Source organism: Bifidobacterium aquikefiri, from assembly GCF_002259795.1.
GTDB lineage: Bacteria > Actinomycetota > Actinomycetes > Actinomycetales > Bifidobacteriaceae > Bombiscardovia > Bombiscardovia aquikefiri.
This window is the reverse complement of the sequence record NZ_MWXA01000003.1, coordinates 233,227-249,457: the sequence shown is the minus strand read 5'-3', so window position 1 is coordinate 249,457 and position 16,231 is coordinate 233,227. Positions and strand designations below refer to the sequence as shown.

Annotated in this window: 13 protein-coding genes; 4 read left to right on the top strand and 9 right to left on the bottom strand. The window is 51.8% G+C overall.

What is annotated here, in order from left to right; translation table 11 throughout:
- Positions 1-20 precede the first annotated feature (20 nt).
- The 4 genes from BAQU_RS02735 to BAQU_RS02720 all read right to left on the bottom strand — a co-directional run bounded on the left by BAQU_RS02735 (position 21) and on the right by BAQU_RS02720 (position 4,833).
- Complete coding sequence (locus tag BAQU_RS02735; protein WP_094692519.1) at positions 21-1,868, bottom strand: beta-L-arabinofuranosidase domain-containing protein; 1,848 nt, start codon at positions 1,866-1,868, stop codon at positions 21-23.
- A 99-nt stretch (positions 1,869-1,967) separates the two neighbouring features.
- Complete coding sequence (locus BAQU_RS02730; RefSeq protein ID WP_094692518.1) at positions 1,968-3,092, bottom strand: GDSL-type esterase/lipase family protein; 1,125 nt, start codon at positions 3,090-3,092, stop codon at positions 1,968-1,970.
- Positions 3,093-3,233: 141 nt separating this feature from the next.
- Positions 3,234-4,076, bottom strand: coding sequence for a hypothetical protein (locus tag BAQU_RS02725; protein ID WP_094692517.1), 843 nt, complete (start codon positions 4,074-4,076; stop codon positions 3,234-3,236).
- A 61-nt stretch (positions 4,077-4,137) separates the two neighbouring features.
- A complete protein-coding gene (locus tag BAQU_RS02720; RefSeq protein WP_094692516.1) occupies positions 4,138-4,833 on the bottom strand; it encodes a YesL family protein in 696 nt (231 codons plus the stop codon).
- A gap of 184 nt (positions 4,834-5,017) precedes the next feature.
- On the opposite strand from BAQU_RS02720, the gene BAQU_RS10405 reads away from it, so the two are divergent.
- Positions 5,018-5,200 carry a hypothetical protein gene (locus tag BAQU_RS10405; RefSeq protein WP_094692515.1) on the top strand — a complete coding sequence of 61 codons (183 nt, stop codon included), beginning with the start codon at positions 5,018-5,020 and terminating at the stop codon, positions 5,198-5,200.
- On the opposite strand, the gene BAQU_RS02710 is transcribed toward BAQU_RS10405, so the two are convergent.
- From BAQU_RS02710 to BAQU_RS02695, 4 genes are all read right to left on the bottom strand, one after another.
- The gene (locus BAQU_RS02710; protein ID WP_094692514.1) at positions 5,190-6,173 is read right to left on the bottom strand and encodes a carbohydrate ABC transporter permease; all 984 of its coding nucleotides are present in this window, start codon (positions 6,171-6,173) and stop codon (positions 5,190-5,192) included. The genes BAQU_RS10405 and BAQU_RS02710 overlap by 11 nt on opposite strands.
- A gap of 13 nt (positions 6,174-6,186) precedes the next feature.
- A complete protein-coding gene (locus BAQU_RS02705) occupies positions 6,187-7,161 on the bottom strand; it encodes an ABC transporter permease (protein WP_094692513.1) in 975 nt (324 codons plus the stop codon).
- Positions 7,162-7,176: 15 nt separating this feature from the next.
- Positions 7,177-8,997 carry an alpha-glucosidase gene (locus BAQU_RS02700; protein WP_094692512.1) on the bottom strand — a complete coding sequence of 607 codons (1,821 nt, stop codon included), beginning with the start codon at positions 8,995-8,997 and terminating at the stop codon, positions 7,177-7,179.
- 136 nt (positions 8,998-9,133) lie between these two features.
- Positions 9,134-10,774 (bottom strand): type 2 periplasmic-binding domain-containing protein, encoded by a 1,641-nt coding sequence (locus tag BAQU_RS02695; protein WP_094692511.1) that lies wholly within the window; start codon positions 10,772-10,774, stop codon positions 9,134-9,136.
- Between the two features lie 365 nt (positions 10,775-11,139).
- On the opposite strand from BAQU_RS02695, the gene BAQU_RS02690 reads away from it, so the two are divergent.
- Positions 11,140-12,303, top strand: a complete 1,164-nt coding sequence (locus BAQU_RS02690) for an ROK family transcriptional regulator (protein ID WP_094692510.1) — start codon at positions 11,140-11,142, stop codon at positions 12,301-12,303.
- A gap of 68 nt (positions 12,304-12,371) precedes the next feature.
- Here the strand turns inward: BAQU_RS02690 and BAQU_RS02685 are convergent, their stop codons facing one another.
- Positions 12,372-13,385: a zinc-dependent alcohol dehydrogenase family protein gene (locus BAQU_RS02685; RefSeq protein ID WP_094692509.1), complete on the bottom strand. Its 1,014-nt coding sequence runs from the start codon at positions 13,383-13,385 to the stop codon at positions 12,372-12,374.
- 305 nt (positions 13,386-13,690) lie between these two features.
- On the opposite strand from BAQU_RS02685, the gene BAQU_RS02680 reads away from it, so the two are divergent.
- Both BAQU_RS02680 and BAQU_RS02675 read left to right on the top strand, forming a co-directional pair.
- Positions 13,691-15,064: an MFS transporter gene (locus tag BAQU_RS02680; RefSeq protein WP_158215617.1), complete on the top strand. Its 1,374-nt coding sequence runs from the start codon at positions 13,691-13,693 to the stop codon at positions 15,062-15,064.
- 267 nt (positions 15,065-15,331) lie between these two features.
- On the top strand, positions 15,332-16,228 hold the full coding sequence (locus BAQU_RS02675; protein ID WP_094692507.1) for a substrate-binding periplasmic protein: 897 nt from the start codon (positions 15,332-15,334) through the stop codon (positions 16,226-16,228).
- The last annotated feature ends 3 nt before the right edge of the window (positions 16,229-16,231 follow it).

Genomic DNA, 16,231 nt, shown 5'->3' with positions numbered 1-16,231 from the left:
TGAACTTGAACGTTGACTTGCTATGTCGCGCAGGGCTGTGTTGGAAAGTAGACGCAGTAGGCTTCGTCGTCGACCTCGTACAGCGGTTTGAACACCATCGATTGAGGCTGGTGAATACTGCGGTATCCATGCATCCATGTCCCCCATTGTCGTTCGTTGTTGGATGCAAGCATCGAGGTGGGGCGCTTGAGATCACCGTATAACGTTGTCTCCCTGTCGGCGATCCCAGCCAAGACAACGGGCCCATCAAGGAATGCAACTGTTTCTGGTGCATCCGGTATGGCTACTGCTCTGAGTTCCTTTGGCACCACGAGAGTCACTTCACAGCGACCAGGGGCTATCACCAGTTCGGTAAACCCATTGACCGCATGAGCCGGGCGTCTGACTCCATCCACGCTGATTGTGGGAGAGCCGCTGCACCATGACGGCATCCGCAATCGAAGGATAATCGAGGCTTGGCCCGCGTTTTCGACTTTCAGGTATGCCGTCAGAGATTGAGGCCTATGCAATGCTCCTGCTGAAGATGCATTGTGCAACGCATCGCCCTGCATGCTTGACCCTTCTTGCATGGCAATGTGAAGTTCACCGTTCGCGATGGGAAGGGTCAGCTTCGAGTTCACGAATCTTGCAACCACGACGGCGGGCAGCTCAGCGCTTTCATCGTAGTAATAGATTCCCTCACCGTGCATTGCCCCTGCCTCAACGGCAGTGCCATGGCAGCACCAAAAATCATGCAGGCGCGAACCCCATAGCTTTCTTGCACCACCTTCGAGCGGAAGGTAATACGATGGCATTCCTGTGCGTGCATGTGTCTGAGCAAGGAGCCCATTTATCGAATTGAGCTCATAATAATCCAGAAATTCTCTCCTGCCAGTCCACCGAAACAGCACATCAGCAAGCCTCATCATGTTGAATACAGTGCAGAGCTCCTGATTCTTATCCCCTCTTCTTGCAGCATATTCAAAGGGAGGGCACCAGATTTCCCCTGCATTGCATCCGCCCGTGGCAAAAAAACCTCGCCGCTCCACGGCGCACTTCCAATATGCTTCGACAACATCTTTCCAACACTGCGCTCCTGTAACCTCATAGGCACGTGCCGCGCCGATTGCCTCTGGAATGGTCGTATTCGCATGGCGATTGGTGAGAACATCCTCACCTGCAAGAAGCGGATCGAAGAGGTGCTGATGCCAATAGAGATCGAGCATCTCCCGGTACTTCACGTCGTGCGTGATCTCATAGAGATCAGCCCAAACTTCAAGCATGCCACCAGTCTCTACATCGAGAATGGCATTCCACCGATCGGCATCGAATTGCCTGGCCCAACGCATGATCCACTGCGATGCGTGTCGAGCAATGTCGAGCGCCTTGTCTGAGGCAAGATATCTATAGGCGCAGAGAAGCCCCATCAAGGTCTTATGAAGCACATACTGGGGCACCCCATTGGGGTGACCTTGCGCCAAATGATCCATGTAGAGCTCAGGTATCGAAAACACCCACTCTCCACCGTGCTCTTTCTGACACAGCGCAAGTTCGTCAACGATGTTCAGGGCCTTGATGCGCAAGGTGGCATTGCCTGTTGCAGCCACCTCTCTCGACGCTGCTGCAAGCCAGTGTCCGAGGAACTGACCCCGAACGGCGCTTCCAGGGGTTTCCCATCCCCAATGAAGATGTTCACCGTGAGAGTTTTCTTTACCCTCCCAAGTGCCGAATAGGTTCGGATACCTGTTGATTCCACATTCAATATAATGATTCTGGAGCAGATTCTCATTGTGTAACGAGAGGATATAGTCGACGTTGTTGCGATGTCGATCTTCATAGACACCACTGCCCAAAGAGACCTGTCCAAGTGTGCAAGCTTTGTATGTCATGATACTGACCTTCGTCTGCGTAGAGAAACTTCAATTCGTATGGAGCACAGTGTGATTCATAGAGCGGTGAGTCAGCTTCGATGTGATCTTCACCCTCGATCACAGCTTAAGAAACTTGCGAAAGACCAAGGCAGCCCTATCCGCAATGAGTTTCGTTCCTGCCTCATTCGGATGTAGATTGTCTTCCAGGTATTGCGTATCGGCATCACCCAGTAACGAGCGGCCGTCCAACAGGGAAAGATGGGGATCTTGACGAGCATGAACAACCCGTGACATCAGCTCGCGGGTTCTTTGCAAAGTCAACGCACCGTCATCACATTCCACGTCTCGCCGCGCAGCGACGCATTTCCCCTGCTCATTGAGATATGTAGGTCCTGGAACAGTCTCATGAATTGGACATGCACATGCCGAAATCAGCATGATCGGAGTGGTTGGCTGACGATCACGAATCACATCGAGAAATCCATGGAGGGCAGGAACGAAACTTCTCTCGCGCATCGAATCGGCGTTTACGAGATTGATGCCGATGGAGCAGGTGATGAAGTCTGCTTCCTTGGTAGCGATTGATCGCGCGACCGGCGCATCCAATTGTGCGTTTCCTGCAATAGAGAGGTCATAGAGACATAATCCCAACTGATGTGAAACCACTTCTGTCCAGCGCTTCGCAGGATTGTGGACCGAAACCCCTTGAGAGATTGAACTTCCATAATGTGTCCAATTGATATCTTGAGAGGAGACCGCTTCTGGCAGCACTGCTTCATCGGCTGTCACAGCGATTATCTCAGAAATTGCGCGATGAGGAAGAACTACACTGACGTGCGTCAGGGTTGATTCTCGAATCGGCGATATATCAATAACAGTCGCTGTTGCCTTCGTCAGTGCACAGCCCCCGGCATCATCCACATCCTTGTAGATTCCCGCATCCACGACTGGAACGGTATGGCAGACAACTTCAGCCCCATCCGATCGTTGTATGGCGAACTCATGATCCCAACCGAATTGTTCATATACAGCCACTTCCAACCTGACCGGGCCTCGTATGATCATATCCACATGTATTCCTGATGAGCACATCTCGTTCCAGCAGAACGAAGAATCCGGAATTTGTGTTCTCCATCTTTTGGGAACTTTGTGAGCGATGATTCCATGCAAGGGGCCGATTTCGTAGTCTGCCATCCCCGTAATGAAGGGCTTGAGTTCTGGACCAGAGTATTTCACCGTCATGAATAGTCACCTTTGACATTTGCTAACTGTTAACAATTAGTATATACCCTAGCACCACTTCCGTCTGCTGCATGTCATCATTGTCATTTCTGCACTCTCCGCCGTGCAGCGACGACTGCGGTGTGATCCTTGAAAGCTTAACTATCCAAAGTCAAGGAAAGTGATGAAATGCCTGGCGTATTTCTTGCTTTTCTGCACATTGCTGAAACCAATGTACGTCTTGCTGGGAAGTCCAGCGGATTTCCACTTCGTGGCATGGGAAAGGTCGAGACCAGCCACCTTGGCAGGATCCGTTGTTGGTGCGCCCTTCGCATTGACCCATGCATCGGCATACTGCTTCATGGCGGATTCACCGAGCACAGACCTGACGGATGTGATCAGGCCGCGCTTATTCAGTGAGGTGAAATTTGCCTTGTTACCGAAAACAACATTGATCTGACCCGCACTGACCATGGCCAGCAATTTTGCAGAGTCATCAGACGTGGCATTGGTCAAAATATCCATATCGCCTGTAATGTCAACCGAATGCTGATCACTCAAACCTTCAGAGGAAGCGAATTCATTGCTGAGCGTCGTCAGTTGCGACGCATAGTTCGACATGTCGAATCCCTGCACCGTCAAGTCTGGATCGGCAGGTTTGGTTACATAACTCACAACGAATGTGATGATCAGCGCGAGAGCCACGACAATCGCGATGGTTGCAAGAAGAAAATGCTCGACGAAGAAAGTCATGCGCTCCTTGAGAGGCAGTTCCCTCAGGGTTTTCCAAGACGACTGATGCTCGTATTGATTGTTTTTCGCCAGCGCAGCAACGGCATTCAACTGTTCGGGAGATAAAGAAGCCGTCAGACTCCTTGCGCGATGACCGGCATCTCCCTGGTCAGCATCCGCGGTACTGGGTCGATTGCCGTTTGCGTTGGAGCTCGGAACAGACCGCGACTTCATTTCATCATCTACATTGCGCGAATCATCATCTGCACTCATTCACATCTCCATCATCAACCATCATTGCTCATCGTCAATCGTAGTCGAAATCATTGTTGCATCATTGCTGATCATTGACGTCCGTCTGATGCCGTTTTTTCAAATCATCCTCCAGCGGCTCAATCTGATGGATATCCATGCTGGGAAGTTTGCCCCAGGAATAGATGCACATCATGGTGGTAAAAATTGGAATTGAAATGCCACAGGCAACCATCAGGCCAGGCCATTTGTAATAGGCGACTCCAACCAGCAGCACTACCACAAGCACAAAGAATGTGCAGATGGGACGCACGAGGATCATGGTGAATGTGGTACGAATGATCCAGCCAGCCCGCTCGTTGAAGTGGGAGCGAATCGCCCAGCTCTCAAGTACAAAGAGAATATAGATGATATTCAGCACGAGCAGAATACCAGAAACGGCGAACCCCATCTGGCCAAGGTTATTCTGTTGCACAAACCAGTATTCCCAAAGCAGTACCGCCCAGACCACAAACTGAATCCAGCCAAAAACATTCGCACCTACGAAATCGGATTTCCACTCATGAAAGAACACCTTCCACGTCTTGGTGATGGACCACGAACGGTCATCAACCGACAGTATCCACCGGCGATAGGTCGAATATGCAGCGGAAATCGATGGAAAGAATCCTGCAGCGACAAGCCCGAACAGCGTATGAACGATGATCGCAATGTTCACAACCACAATCATCATGACGATACGTGCCAAATATTCATAGCCGAGCGAAATTCTTCTCATCTTCAGCTCTTTCCTGTCGTTGCCATCTGTCCACTTGTCAGGTTGCCATATATCTCATCGATCAGCCTGACCATGGTACAGTCGCATGCCCACAAAAAGTCAATGTGATCCACCTCAATACCCTGCCGCGACCGTCACTCTCTTCGACAGTCACCATCGCATGATTCAACACAGACATGTCTGTATGAGCATGTTTGCAATTGAATGGAAGGCGACTCTCGTTCAGGCAACAGATGATATTCATCAATACGGAACAAAAAATGGAGACGACGTGGGTCCCGATGATGTCTTTCTGCCTTTGCTCTTTCCAGAGCATGCACGCTTCATCGGGATCCGCACCGTCTCCATTGCACCAATCAGCCCTTGACGGCTCCGATCATGACACCCTTGTTGAAGTACTTCTGTAGGAATGGGTAGAGCACCAGCAGAGGAAGACTCGACACGATGATGATGCCGAACTTGATCTGATCTGCAAAGTTCTGAGCCTGGGTTGCAGACATGCCGACATTGCCAGAACCCTGGGTAGTCTGGTTGGTGAGCAGAATCATCTGCAACACATTCTGCAGCGGATACTTGCCTTCATCTCGGATATAGATAAGACCCGTGAAGTAGTCATTCCAGTGCCCAACGAAGAAGTACAGGCCGATGACCGCAAGAATCGCACCCGACAATGGCAGCACTATCTTGAAGAAGAACCCAAAATACGACACGCCATCGACTCGTGCCGAGTCTCGAAGCTCCTCAGGAATCGAGGTCTCGAAGAACGAGCGGGCAATGATCATGTTGTAGACGCTGAACGCACCTGGAAGCACAAACACCCACATGCTGTTGATCAGGCCAAGCTGCTTCATCAGCAAATAGCTAGGGATCAAGCCGCCACTGAAGAACATCGTGAAGGTGAAGAGGAACATGATGATGCGGCGAGGTTTGAATTCTCTACGGGAAAGGGCATAGGCGGATGGAATGGTCACCAGAAGGTTCACCGCGGTACCGATGATGCTGTAGATCAGCGTGTTCCTATAACCCACCCAGATACGAGTATCGGCAAGGATCTTTGCATATCCGGTAAAGCTCACGTCCTTTGGCCAGAAGTTCACTTCACCGATAGAAACTGCCGTTGGGGATGAAAACGAAGCGATGATGATAAACCACAGCGGATAGATGATTGCGACAAGCACCACGACGACGACCAGAGCGATGATTGCATCGACAACCCAGTCGGAAGCCGTCTTGTCCTGATGCCTATGACGGTTCCAGGCTATGATTTCCTTCTTGTTGCTTGGATTGGCAACCGTGGTTGCCTGAGTTATGGGCTCGTTATTTTGCATGGACGATGTCATGTTCGCTTCTTTCCTAGAAGATGCTCGTATCGCTGGTCCGCTTGGCTATGAAGTTAGCCATGATCAGGAACAGGAAGTTCACCAGAGAGTTGAAGAGACCTATTGCAGTCGAATACGAGAACTGATTGTTCAACAGACCGATGCGGTATGTATACGTTGAAATGACTTCGGAAGCATTGATATTCAGAGTGTTCTGCATCAGCCAGACCTTTTCGAATCCCACGCCGAGCACGGAACCCATGTTCAAGATCAGCAGCACACCCACGGTTGGCATTATGGTGGGAATATCAACATATCTGATCAGTTGCAGACGTCCTGCGCCATCGATGCGCGCCGCCTCGTACAGGGCAAGATCGACCGATGACAAGGCCGCGAGATAGATGATGCAATTCCATCCTGCATGCTGCCAGACTTCTGAGATCCAATAGATTGGAGCAAAGGCGTTCGGATCGCCCATGATGCTGGTACGTCCCAGGAAGCGGCCAAGCAGACCGGTCGATGGAGCCAGGAAGATCTGAATGATGGAGACCATGACAACCGTCGAAATGAAGTGAGGCATATAGGTGATGGTCTGCACAAAGCTCTTGACTTTCGGACTGCCAATCTGATTGATGAGCAATGCAAGAACGATGGGGGCGATGAAGCCCATCACCAAGGTCCACATGCTGATCCTGAAGGTATTGCTCAGGATTTCAACGAACATCGGGTCACGGAAGAACTGCTCGAAGTATTGCCATCCAACCCATGTGCCACCCGTCAGCCCTTTGGTGAAGTCAAACTGACGGAATGCGAGCTGAACGCCATACATGGGAACGTATGCGAAAAGCACCACGAAGGCGATGGAGGGCAGTGTAAATGCCCACAATTGCCAATATTGGTGGAGGTGCTCAACCACTTTCCTATAGAGCAATGTGCCGTGCCGCGCCGAGGTTTTGGCCTGGGTCTTCTTTTTGGCAACGTGCTGTATGTTGCTCACGTTTGCATCCATGGAACCTCTCCTATCCTAGATTTGGTACACAAAAGCAGACCATGGTGCTAGCTGCCCCTCGTGCACGGTTTTCCGTAACTCGTCAAAATCAATATTGGAAATGACTACACTCTCGTGCTTGAAATCGTCGCCAAGCAGATGCGCTGTCTGTGTCGGAACATCAACGGTCTGCGAAGAGACATTGACCACGCACAGCAAACTTCTTGAACCAAGGGTTCGCTTGAAGGCACACACGTTGTCGTCATCGATATCGATGGGAATGAATTCTCCGGACGATACCGCGTCATCATCGTGCCGCAACTCGATAAGCCTGCGATAGAACGAATAGACCGAATTCGGATCGTTCTTCTCGGCCTGCACATTGATTTCCGCTGCATTGGGATTGACTGAGATCCATGGTCGGCTCTTGGCACTGGCATCGGTAAAACCTGCGTATGTGCTGTCGTCCCATTGCATCGGCGTCCGCGAATTGTCGCGACTCGCCTGTGCCAAGGAGTCAATCATTGAACCGGCATCCTGGACCTTGGCGTCCTCGACCCTCTGATGGAATGCATTGATCGATTCAAGATCCTGGTACTGTTCGAGCTTGGTGAATCCGGCGTTGGTCATGCCGATCTCCTCACCCTGATATACATACGGGGTTCCACGATGCATGTGCAGCATCAGTCCGAGAGCCTTCGCCGACTTCACACGCAGCTCAGGAGTGGAGGTATCGCCCCACCGTGAAAGGGCACGCGGCTGATCGTGGTTGTTGAAATACAGACTGGCCCAGCCCTTGGTACGCACGGCATCCTGCTGTTCGATCATCGCCCGCTTGAGCCGTGGCAGTTCAAGCTTCGTCATACCCCACTTCGAACCTTGCTGATCGACGCCAACATGGTCGAAGAGGAATATCATATCCAGTTCCTTATTGGCAGGATCGGTAATGAACTCGTTGCGTTTTGAAGAGATGCCCTGACCTTCGCCAACGGTAAGATATCCGGTTCTTCCCTCGAAGACGTGAGCTCGCATCTCCTTGAGATATTCGTCAAGGCGAGGACCATCCATGCTGAACGGCCAAGGGCTTGAATAGCCTTCCTCACCAACAGGCAGGTCGGCAATGGTGCCGTGACTTTCTCCAGGCAGTCGACCTTCCTGATCGATTTGCTTCGAAATCAGCGTGATCACGTCCATGCGGAAGCCATCGATGCCACGGTCAAGCCACCAATTCATCATGTCGTAGACTGCATAACGAACCTTCGGGTTCTCCCAGTTCAGATCGGGCTGCTTCCTTGAGAAGGTGTGAAGGTAGTATTCTCCACGCTTCTCGTCATATTGCCATGCAGACCCACCGAAGCTTCCACCCCACCGATTCGGTTCTGCTCCGGGTGTCCCTGGTATGAATCCTTCACGAGCTGGCCTCCACCAATACCAGTCGGCATACGGTGAATTCTTGTCTCGTGAAGCCTGGAACCAGGCGTGTTCGTCAGAAGTGTGGTTGACCACAAGATCCATCACGATTTTGATGCCAAGCTCGTGTGCGCCTTCGATGAGACGGTCCATGTCTTCGAGATTGCCAAACATCGGGTCGATGTCGCGGTAGTCAGATATGTCATAGCCATTGTCGTCCTGTGGGGAACGGTACACGGGACTGAGCCATATCGCATCGATGCCAAGATCCGCCAGATAGCCAAGCCGAGAGATGATACCCTTCAGATCCCCATAGCCATCACCGTTGCCATCCTGGAACGATCTTGGATAAATCTGGTAGACAACCGCATTCGCCCACCAGGGGTTCATGGGCGCACCGTTGGTATGTATAGCGTCAGGCACGTGATGACGTTGCCTTGTAGTCATAGTTTCACTTCATTCTTGATAGATGCGCATTGTCTTGAGACATATGCGAATGGGACGTGGCATGAACTTGGGAGCGGATCTGAACCCACTCCGCTCCCAAGTTCACATCACTGCTTGCTTATTGCTCGAAGCCTGATCACTCGTTGAAATTGTTGAGATTCACACCCAGCTTCTTCATGCGCTTGACGTAGGAGTTATATACCTTCTGCTCAATCTGAACGTTCTCTTCAAGCTTGTTCTGCTTGAGCTTTGCAACGTAGGCATCCCATCCTGAATCAACGCCACCCTTCGTGACCCACTGGGAGAACTGACTCATTGCGTACTGTGCGTAATTCGTCGTGTTCGTGTCCATCGTGTCGCTCTGCTCCTTGGTGGCAGGCATGTTCTGGTAGAGAATGTCCTTGTTGAAGTTGACATTCTTGTAGTCTTTGTCGTACACGGCATCGACGGGCTTGACTTGGGCGTCCAGCGTAGGAAGATCGAGCTTCATGTCGGTGTTGATCCAACCTGGAGCAGCATCGCCAAGTGCCTGATAGAACATCCAATCAGCCTCCTCATGACCCTTGGGGGCGTTGAGAATCTTGTAATGGTTGGTTCCGAGCTTCTTGACAGCGGTTCCGAAGGCACCATAGCGTGCCTGAACGGACATATCAGCAGAATAGAAGGCATCGACGAACTTGAGTGCTGCGGTCTTCTTGGCATCGGTAAGCTTCGAGGACACCACTTCCTGATCGATCTTGTAGGCAAGGTCATCGCCGTTATACGACCACACTGGGGAGGTCTTCTGATTTGCGCTCTGCTCAAGTGAAGGAATCGTGACATATTGGTCATAGTTGTCGGCGCCGAATGTGCCTGCAGGAGTCCACATCCATTCGAATCCGACTGTCGCTGTCTTGCCATTGCCCTTGGCTGTGCTGGTGAACTTTGACCAGTCATGCGTGAAGGCCTCTGGCGAAATCACTCCATCACTCCAGAGCTTGTGCATGTATTGCACCAATGTCTTGTAACGCGAATCGGTTAGATAGTTCTTGACCTTGCCGTTGTCGACATACATACCAAGCGGTCCGTTCGGGACGACGATCCCCATGCTCGAAAGCAGAACATTCGGCTGGAAGAGCCAGAAGTTATCGGTTCCTGGAGTATAGAAGTCCATGGGGATCTCATCGGCCTTGCCATTGCCGTTCGGATCATCGTTCTTGAAGGCAATCAGTACCTTTTCGAGTTCATCCCATGTGGTCGGAACCTTGAGTCCAAGCTTGTCAAGCCAAGTCTTGTTGATGAACATATGATTGCTGGTTCTTGCCGTCACAGGGCGTGCGACGACTGGGGTCCCGTAGATCTTGCCATCATAGGTTGTCGAAACGACCTCTGAATATGGATCGGCCTTGAACATCTTTGATACGTTCGGCATGCTCTTGAGTTCCGGCTTCAAGTTCATGAACAGGCTTCCATAGGTGCTCATATCACCGGAGCCATAGCCACCGAGGGTTACATCGGCGACATCACCGGATGCGAGCGTTGCCTGCTTCTGGTTGGACCAAGCTGCACTACCAGTGTTGATCCAGTTGATATTGCAATCGCAGGCGGTGGCCAGTTGCTTCGTCCAACCCATCTTCTGCATTTTTTCTGCTCGTGCATCCAAAATGACCTGAACGTTGATGGTTGGTTTACCGTCTTTGCCAGTTGCGGAACTGCTGCTGCCGCCACATGCGGACAGTGCAAACACTGCAACGCACGCCAGGGCACCAAGCTTCATAACCGCACTTTTTCTCTTCATGCGAAGTCTCCTCCTTGACCTTCGAATTCGCAACGCCATAGTTGCTTGCCTATTCAGGCTCCCTACCTTCGTTAGGCTCGGCTCAAGTATATGACTCCAGAAATTCTTTCGCAACTTTTCCAGTCATTTTCTGTAATTTGCGTGTTTCCTTTCTTTTGCAAGGAAATCGAGCGATATTAATGGAAAACATGCCATGAATTGTCCTCCAATACGACAGAAACGTCATTCATTGTAAGAAAGATATTCGAAATAATTTCGCAATTAAATGCAATGTTTTCTAATCATCTGCGTCAGCCCCAATTACGGCAATCTATGATAACTTGGCACAAGGGCTGCCATCGTGTTGGACACAAGGAGAATCTTCAATGAGTTCAAGCTCCATGTCGCGGCTGAAAAGAGCCAATCAGCAGCAAGTTACCAGGTACTTCTATGAGCATGGGTCTGCGACGAAGCAAGAACTTGAGGCAACGCTTGGATTGAGCCTGCCTACCATCACCCAGCATCTTCATGAATTGGAAAACTCGGGAATCATTGCAATGACGGGCCTGAATGATTCCACAGGCGGCAGGCGAGCGCAACGCTATGCCTTCGCATCCAGGGTGCGCATCGCCATAGGAGCATCCATACGCAGACACCAGGTCACATGCTGCGCAGTGGATCTGCACGGCTCAACCATCGCAAGCAGCACACAAGGAATCGCGCTCAATGCGAGTGATCCTTCGTACTATCAGGAGATTGATGCAGTGATTTCCAACTTTGCGCATGGGATTCAATCCAATGAACACCAGATTCTTGGCGTTGCCTTCGCCATACAGGGGCTGGTCTCTGCTGACGGGCAGCGCATCACCTTCGGCAACATCATGGGAGACACCGGCGTCACCATCGAACAACTCGCAGGTGACATTGGATACCCGAGCACAATGATTCACGATTCGGATGCTTCTGCAATGGCCGAGCTGTGGTTTGACCGAACGATCAACGATGCCACTCTTCTCTATCTCGAACGCAGAATAGGCGGCGCAGTCATCATGGGAGGAGCGCTTTATCGCGGCCGGGGACTCACCAGCGGCACCGTCGAGCACATGACTCTCGTTCCCCACGGTCGTCTGTGCTATTGCGGTCATCGAGGCTGCGTCGATCCGTATTGCTCACCGGAAACATTGATGCATCGCGGCGAGTCGATGGAACATGCATTCGTAACCATTCATCAGGCGCAGCATCATCGCGACCGCACAGACTCCGTCTCCAGGCTCAGAGAATTTAACCGCTGGCTCGACCATATTGCATCGACCATAACAAACATGCGCATGGTTATTGCCAGCGATGTCATTCTGGGCGGTGAGGCTTCTCGCTTCCTCAATGAGGACGATATGCAGATTCTCAAGCACAACGTGCTCGCACATAGCCCGTTTGCAGACTCATTTACACTGAAACGCAGCCTGTGCATTCCCAATCAGGGCATCGTCGGCGCAGCATTGAGACTCATATCGCCATATGTGAAAGCGCTGTGCGGCGAAGCTCATGGCTGATCTGCACAAAAATCCGGCAGAATTCGCTCATTGCGCCTATCCGCCGGATTTTCGTGAACCCCAGCCCTCTACTTCAACGTGTCGCCGACCTTGACAATGGCCTTCGAGACATCCTTGATCTTGCCGTCCAGGAAGTCCTGGACCTGGGTGAGGTCAAGAACGTGGCTGATGAGTCCGTCGACATTGACCTTTCCGGCAGATATCAAAGCGATGGCATCGGCAAAGGTCAAGGGATTAATGAAGGAGCCCTGGATGGTCAGCTGCTTCTTGTAGATGTCATAGGTGTTCATCTCGAAGGACGACTCCTGGGGGCCAACACCAAACATTAGAACCTGACCGCCCTTGGCCGCCACCTTCACGGCCGTTGCCTGCGTCTGCGGAAGTCCCACCGCTTCAACGACAACGTCATAGGAATCGACCGGGATGCTTTCTCGCTGCGTGTTGTATGTGCGATCGACACCGAACAGTTCATGGTTGCGCTTGAGCTTGTCGTCAAAGATGCCCGCCAGATCCACCCGATGAACCCCATAGGCCTGCAATAGCTGGGCAAAGAGCTGACCCATAAATCCGTCTCCAATTACGAGCGCCTTCTGGTAGGGCCGCAGTCGGAGCAGATCAACGCCGTGTACGGCACAGGATAAAGGTTCGATGGCTGCGGCAGACTGCAATGTCACCGTGTCGGGAAGTCGATACACGACGGAGGCAGGAGCACTGAACTGCTCTGCGAGTCCGCCGTTTCTCGTCACACCCACAGCACTGAGGTGGTCACACAGCTCCGGTCGCTGCGTCAGACAGTATGTGCATTCCCCGCAATAGATGTTCGGATCAACGGCAACACGATCTCCCTTGCTCACATTGGTCACGGCATTGCCCACTTCAGCGACGATTCCTGAGTTCTCATGCCCGAGCACGATCGGTGGATTCGCCGGAGCCGATCCCGGACGACCTGCATACAGGTCATGATCGGTGCCGCACACCCCGGCATATGCCGTGTTCACCAGCACATCGTTCGCTCCAATGCTGGGTGTGGAAAGATTCTGAATCTCAAAACGTCGAATCGCTGTAAGTACCAATGCCTTCATGGGAATTCCTTTCTACCGAATGCTCCGCTTCTTCGCTGAGTATGAATGTCAAGACGAACGACACCTATGGGACCAACTGCATTGTTCAATCGCTCGTCACATTGCAACTTCGAGAGTAACTTATATAAAGTCATTTTACAAATGTCGAATCACGTCCGCTTTCATCACATTCGCGTTGAAAGCCACAGCACAACGGCTATACTGCGAGGCAGCGGGAAATGTCGGTTCATTGCGCGATGGGTCAGCAGGGAGACACTTACACGGCATGCGTCATGAATCTTCGGCAACGATCACATAGGAGGTCAATGAGCGGTATGGCACAGGCTACCAACGAGAAGACACATGCGGAGCAGACGGATTTCCTTCACCATCTTTTCGTGCCCGTATATATGCCTGCCATTGTATTTGCAACCGGAGAGGGATCGCTCATCCCCATCGTCCCCCTTACCGCCAAGGCGTTGGGAGCCAACCTTGCAACGGCCGGAATCATATCTGGGCTCCTGATGATCGGAGTGGTGCTCGGCGATGTGCCCAGCGGCTTCATCGTCAATACTTGGGGCGAGACCGTTGCCATGCGCATCGCTGCAATACTCGCCATTATCTCGGCAATTTTCTGCTGGCGTGCTCCGAATCTGGTCGTACTGGCAGCGGGTGTTCTGGTTATTGGCATTGCATCCGCAACATTCAATCTTGCGCGACATGCATTTCTTACCGCATGGACTCCACCTTGGTACCGGGCACGAGCAATGTCGCTGCTGGGCGGCACGACTCGCATCGGCTATTTCGTCGGACCATTCATCGCTTCACCAGTCATTGCACTGACCGGATCACGTAGCGTATATTGGATTCACGTTGTGGCCTGTCTGAGTGTTCTGGTCGTGCTGCAGGTCACGCCAGATCCCGAAAAGCTCCTGTCTGCCAATAGAGCTCGTGCTGAGCGAGGCAGAGGTGTTGCGCATGCCAAGAACACAGATTCTGCGGGTGCAGGCCATATCGCCATTTCACATGTGACATCTCAGGGGATCATTGAGCATGGGCATACGGTCAATCCTGGTATGGGCAAATATGGCACTTCACCGATGATGGTCACACTGATGCGTTTCCCGGTGATCAGATATTTCAGCATCCTATGCCGCATAGGTACAGCGGCCGGCATACTGCAGATGATGCGCGCATCACGCCAGGTGATTCTGCCGCTCTGGGGTGTACAACTCAATATTTCCGCGCCGCACATAGCGCTGATCATGGGCGTTGCCGGTGCCGTAGACCTTTCACTCTTCTATACTTCCGGCCAGATCATGGATCGATTCGGACGCCGTTGGGCTGCTGTGCCGGTGTTGCTTGGTATAAGCCTTGGGCATCTCCTCATGCCTTTCGCCACGGTTGAATGGACATATATCTGCATCGCAATCCTGATATCTGTAGCCAATGGCCTAGGTAGCGGCATTATCATGACGCTCGGGGCCGATCTGGCATCACGTTATGCACCGGAGAATATGCCTGGTTTCCTCAGCGGATGGAGAATGTCTACGGATTCAGGCTCTGCCGTTGGTCCACTTGCCATTTCGGGCATGACTGCATTGTCCGGCCTCTGGTCCGCCGCAGTGTTGATGGGTTCAATAGGACTCGTTGGTGCCTACATGATGCAGCGATTCATTCCACGCTTCATTGGCAAGTAGCATGTACATTGCGAAACATGTGGCTGCCAATTGCTCGGAAAGCCACATGGATATCGTGCTGAGCCTCATCAGACATCTGCAGCTGGAAAATATGCTTCAAGTTAAACACCTGCTTTCTTAAAGATTTCACTCATGTAACGATCATTCAACGTGTTACCTGATAGAAGCAGATTTATACGCACCCAAAGAAAGTTATGGCTTTACGGGCACCTGTGCTCGTGAATCAGTCCCTATAGTGGCAGACACGCACAACAAAAAGGGGACAATATGGCGAGCAACCGTAAAGTCAAGGCAACCAATCGCATGGTTACCGAAATAATCATTGTGATCGTTATTTCTCTGGTCTGTGGATTTTCCGCTGCGAAACTTGCCGGTGGTGGCGCGTCACAGGCGAGCTCTTCAGATTCCAGTCAAGGTTCATGGATTGCACGAGTCAAGAAGGCTGGGGTGCTCAAGGTAGGCATGGCAGAGGCCGCACCCACACTGAGCAAGAATTCCAAGGGGCAATGGGAGGGACCTTGGACGATTCCTTCTGAAACAATTGCCAAGGCACTAGGTGTCAAGGTCCAATATGTCACCACCTCCTGGGGTAACATTGTTGCCGGTCTGCAATCCGGTGATTATGATCTTGCAGCTGGTCTTGACATCACACTGGCTCGTTCTCTCGCGGTGGGATTCACCGCGCCAATGACCGGAACGAACAACGTGTTGATGGTGCCGAAGAACACCACTGCCAAGACAGAGGACGCTCTGCTTACCAATGCCAAGCCGATAGCCGTTCCTCAAGGGAGCGCACAGGAATCCTCATTGAAGTTGAAGGACAAGAATGTGCTGAGCGTGGATAGTTTCCCAGATGCAATTCAGGCAGTCAACTCTGGCCGTGCCTGCGCTGTGCTGCTTCCCGCAGATACTGCCGTGCAGGCGGCTCAGAACAACGACTCCCTGGCCATCCTGGTTCCTCAGAATCCAATAGCAGTCGCAATTTCAGGCTTCGGCGTGTCACACAGCATCGACTCATCATCACTTGCAACGCTGAATGCCGCAATCACTGATGCAGTCAATTCCGGTCAGATCCAGGCCAGCTTCGAAAAGGTCAAGATCGACACCACAATAACCAATGGTTATGTAGAGGCATCGGTTCCTGCAAAATATCAACTCTCGTAACAG